General features: G+C 72.7%; 3 protein-coding genes. All 3 read left to right on the top strand.

Annotated features, from left to right (window positions below):
• Nucleotides 1-916, top strand: a 916-nt coding sequence (locus M3N57_11655) for a prephenate dehydrogenase/arogenate dehydrogenase family protein (GenBank protein ID MDP9023323.1), incomplete at its 5' end; no start/stop codon positions are given.
• Nucleotides 917-1,017: 101 nt separating this feature from the next.
• Nucleotides 1,018-2,403 carry a 3-phosphoshikimate 1-carboxyvinyltransferase gene (aroA, locus tag M3N57_11650; protein ID MDP9023322.1) on the top strand — a complete coding sequence of 462 codons (1,386 nt, stop codon included), beginning with the start codon at nucleotides 1,018-1,020 and terminating at the stop codon, nucleotides 2,401-2,403.
• Complete coding sequence (der, locus tag M3N57_11645; protein ID MDP9023321.1) at nucleotides 2,400-4,478, top strand: ribosome biogenesis GTPase Der; 2,079 nt, start codon at nucleotides 2,400-2,402, stop codon at nucleotides 4,476-4,478. Before aroA ends, der begins: the two co-directional genes overlap by 4 nt.
• Nucleotides 4,479-4,667: the final 189 nt, after the last annotated feature.

The raw sequence follows: 4,667 nt of genomic DNA, 5'->3' as shown, positions 1-4,667 counted from the left end.
GGTCTTCATCGCCGTTCCACTGGAAGAGATTCCCAAGGTCGCCGCCTCCATCTGGTCGGTGATGCAACCGAGCGCCGTCCTGACAGATGTTGGAAGCGTAAAGTCTAACGTTATGGCTGAGGTCGAGGGTCTAGGCGGACGCTCACCCGGGATGGGCCCGGCGTTCATCGGCGGCCACCCGATGGCGGGGAGCGAGAGGGAGGGTCTCGACGGCGCAGATGGAACGATCTTCCAGGGAGCCGCGTACGTCCTGACTCCGTCGGCGTCCGCGCCGGCGGAGGCGTTCAACCGACTCGCGTCGTTCGTTCGCCTCCTGGGGGCGCGCGTCATCGCGGTGGACGCCGCGACGCACGACCGGCTGGTGGGGATCGTCAGTCACCTGCCTCAGGTGGTGGCGTCCGCGTTGATGGCGTTCGCTGCCGAGACCGCCCGGGCCGACCCCGGACTGCTGGCGATGGCGGGCGGAGGGTTCCGGGACGTGACGCGGGTGGCCGCCAGCAGCCCCGACCTGTGGACCGGGATCCTGAGCGAGAACCGTGAGGCGGTGCTCGACGCGCTCGAGGGGTTCGCGGGGGTGCTCGGCGCACTCCGCACTGCGCTCGCCGCCGGGGACTGGGCCGCGGTCAGGCAGGCACTCGGGGCCGGCCGCGACGCGCGCGCCCTGCTGCCAGGCAAGGCTGTCGACGCGCCGGTGATCGATGTGGTCATCCCGGTCCACGACCGACCCGGGAGCCTGGCAGCGGTCACGACGGCACTGGGCGCGGTCGGGATCAACATCGAGGACGTGTCGATGCGCCACGCCGAGGACAGCGCCCGCGGCGCGCTCGTCGTCGCTGTCGCTGGCGAGGACACCGCGGAGCGTGCCAGGCTGGCCCTGGCTGCCCGCGGCTTCCCCAGCCACCTCGAGACACGGTAACCGCCTCACGCCCACAGGCCGGTGGGGTGCGGGGGGGCAGCTGGTGTTCTCGGGGGTGGGAAGCGGTAGTGAGTTCGGCGCCGGCGTGGCACCCTCGACGGGTGCCCACTGAGAGCCCGCACGGGCCGCCCAACGCCGCCATGACGGTCGCCGACCGTGTTCGCGTGCACCCCGGTCCGCTGACCGGATCGGTCGTCGTCCCCGGCGACAAGTCGATCAGCCACCGTGCACTGCTGATCGGGGCGCTGACGGACGGTGCGGTCAGCGTCAGGGGTTTGGCTCCCAGCGGGGATGTGGCGGCCACGGCGGGAGCGCTCCGCCTGCTCGGAGCCGTGGTCGACGTGAGCGGGAACGATGGCGGCCTGGCTGGCACCGTCGCCGGCCCGCTGGTGGAGGCCAGTGACGTCGTCGACTGCGGCAACTCGGGGACGGCGATGCGGTTGCTCGCCGGGGTCACGGCGGGGATCGACGGCCTGGCCGTCCTCACCGGGGACGCGTCTCTGCGGCGCCGCCCGATGGACCGCGTCGTCGCGCCGCTGCGTGCGATGGGAGCACACGTCGATGGCCGGGCCGGTGGGATGCTCCCACCTGTCGTGGTGCGTGGCGGAGGCCTCCGTGGCGTCCACCACGTCAGCCCGGTGGCCAGCGCTCAGGTCAAGTCGGCCGTGATGCTCGCGGGCCTGCGCGCCGACGGACCCACCGAGGTCACCAGCCCGGCGCGTAGCCGGGACCACACGGAGCGGCTGGTGACCTACCTGGGGGGCGACGTGACCGTCCGCCATCTGGGTGACGGCCGTGAGGTCGTGGCGCTCCGCCCTGGAGGGTTGCAGCCCCGACCGGTCGACGTTCCCGGGGATCCGTCGAGCGCCGCGTTCTGGATGGTGGCCGCGGCGGCGGCGATCAACGGCCGTGGTGACGGCGTTGAGCTTCCTGGCCTGTGCGCCAACCCGACGCGGTTGGGGGTGGTCGACGTGCTGCGGGCCATGGACGCCAGGTTGGAGATCGATCCGACCGGGGAGGTCTCGGGCGAGCCACGGGCGGCCGTGCGGGTGTGGCCGGCGGATCTGACCGGCGCGACCGTGGCCGGTTCGGCGGTTGTCGATGCCCTCGACGAGCTCCCGGTGTTGGCGGTCGCCGGCGCGCTGAGCCGCGACGGTCTCGTCGTCCGCGACGCCGCTGAGCTCCGCGTCAAGGAGAGCGACCGCATCGCGGCGCTCGCAGCCACGTTGCAGGCCCTCGGCGTCACGGTTCACGAGCGCCCCGACGGTTTCGAGGTGCCAGGCGGTCAGCGCCCCGGCGGAGGGACGGTGCATGCCCGGGGCGATCACCGCATCGCCATGACCGCTTGCGTCGCGGCGACCTACGCCACCGGCCCGGTCGAGGTCCGCGGCTTCGGGTGCGTCGCGACCTCGTACCCCTCGTTCCTCGAGCACCTGCGCGGACTCGGCGGCACGGTGGAGGTCCTCGACCGGCCGGGTGCCGCGTGAACCGGGTCGAGGGCCGCATCGTGGCGATCGACGGTCCGTCGGGGGTCGGCAAGTCCACCGTCGCTCGAGGTGTGGCCGACGCGCTGGATGTGCCGCACATCGACACCGGGGCGCTGTACCGGGCGGTCACCCTGGCGGTGCTTCGTGCCGGCGTGGACCCCCACGACGAGGACGCCACGGCCCGTGTGGCCGAGCAGCGCCAGATCGAGCGTCGCGACGGCCGGACCTACCTCGACGGCGACGACGTGGAGGACCAGCTCCGCGGTGACGACGTCACGGCCGCGGTCTCGGCGGTGTCTGCCCACCCGGGTGTGCGCGCGGCGCTGGTCGACGTCCAACGCGAGGCCGTGCTCCCCGGCGGAGGCGTCGTGGAGGGACGCGACATCGGGACCGTCGTGTTCCCCGACGCCGACCTCAAGGTCTGGCTGACGGCCGACCCGGACGAGCGCGCTCGTCGCCGCGCGGCGCAGCAGGACGACGCCGACCAGTCGACCGTCGCCGCGGAGCTGGCCCGGCGTGACGCCGCCGACGCCGGCCGTTCGCTGGCGCCGCTGGCCAAGGCCGAGGACGCCTGGGAGATCGACACCACCGACATGTCACCCGAGGAGACGATCCAGGCGGTGATCGCCCTGGCACGTGCCGTCTGGGGCGAGGAGCCCCACGAGCGGCCGGAGGCACCGCCCCAGACGGAGGAGCTCGACGAGGCCGCGCTCGACGCGGCGGCGCTGCGTGCGGTCGCCCCGACGCGGCGCGCCCTGCCGCGGGTCGCGGTGGTCGGCCGGCCGAACGTGGGCAAGTCCACCTTCGTGAACCGGGTGATCGGCCACCGCGCTGCCATCGTGGAGCAGAAACCGGGAGTGACGCGCGACCGGACCGAGCACCTGGCGACCTGGCGGGGCAGGGCGTTCACGATCGTGGACACCGGGGGCTGGGAGCACGGAGCCGACGGCATGGCGGCCCGGGTCGTCGAGCAAGCCGAGAAGGCTGTGGCCGAGGCTGATCTGGCGGTGTTCGTCGTGGATGCGACGGTCGGGGCGCTGGCGGACGACGAGCGGTACGCCAAGCTGCTGCGCCGAGCCGGGACCCCAGTGCTGCTGGTGGCCAACAAGGTCGATTCGCCGAAACAGGAGCCGCTGATCCACGAGTTGTACGGGCTCGGCCTCGGAGATCCCTTGCCGGTCTCGGCCGCGCACGGGCGTGCCGTGGGTGACGTCCTCGACGCGATCGTCGACGTTCTGGCCGAGGACGCGCCCGAGTCGTCACCCGACGAGTCCGGCATCCCGCGGGTTGCGGTGGTGGGTCGGCCCAACGTCGGCAAGTCGTCGCTGTTCAACCAGCTCCTGGGCGAGGAACGCTCGATCGTCGATCCCGTCCCGCACACGACCCGGGACGCTGTCGACACGCTGGTCACGATCGATGGTGAGCCTTGGGCGTTCGTGGACACCGCGGGACTGCGGCGGCGCTACCGCCACGGCGAGGACACCGAGCTGTACAGCGCGGATCGGACCCGCCGGGCGGTCGAGACGGCCGACCTCGCACTGTTCGTCGTCGACGGTTCCGAACCGATCGGCGACCAGGACCAGCGACTGGCGGCCATGATCCGCGACGCCGGGTGCGGCATCGTGCTCGTCGTCAACAAGTGGGATCTGGTCGACGCCGAGCGTCGTCCTTACCTCGAGCGCGAACTCGAACGGCTGCTGGGTTTCGCCGGCTGGGCACCTCGGGTCAACGTCTCGGCGCTGACCGGTCGGGGAGTCGGGCGCGTCGTTCCGTGGCTGCGGAACGTCTACGACGCATACCGCACGCGCATCTCGACGGGAGAGCTGAACACCTGGCTAGGGGAGGTCACCGAGCGTGTCCCGCCGCCACCCGGTGCGCGAGGGAGATCGGCTCGGCTGAAGTACGTCACCCAGCCGGCCACCGGCCCGCCGACGTTCGTCCTGTTCGGTAGCGGCCAACTCACCCCCGCATACGAGCGCTACCTCGAACGCACGCTGAGGGAGCGTTACGGGCTGGTCGGCACGCCGGTGCGTCTGCGGCTGCGTGGCGGCCGCCGCGCCGAAGGCAGCCGTTGACCCACCGGGGAGGCCCCGCTCTGGCGCCGCGCCGCAACCCACCTGTTGCGGTGCGCCGCAGCTCGAGGCCGACCGAGGATGGCAGCAGGTCTCACGACTCCCGGTCCGTGGTCGGCCCGAAGCGCCGTGCCGTGGCGCGCTCGGCGGCCTGCCGATCGGGTCGTCGGTGGGGGGCGGCTCTGGTAGCGT

This window comes from Actinomycetota bacterium (assembly GCA_030776725.1).
In the GTDB taxonomy this organism is placed as follows: Bacteria; Actinomycetota; Nitriliruptoria; order Nitriliruptorales; family JAHWKO01; genus JAHWKW01.
Note: the sequence above shows the minus strand (reverse complement) of the source record. Positions and strands in the feature narration are given on the sequence as shown.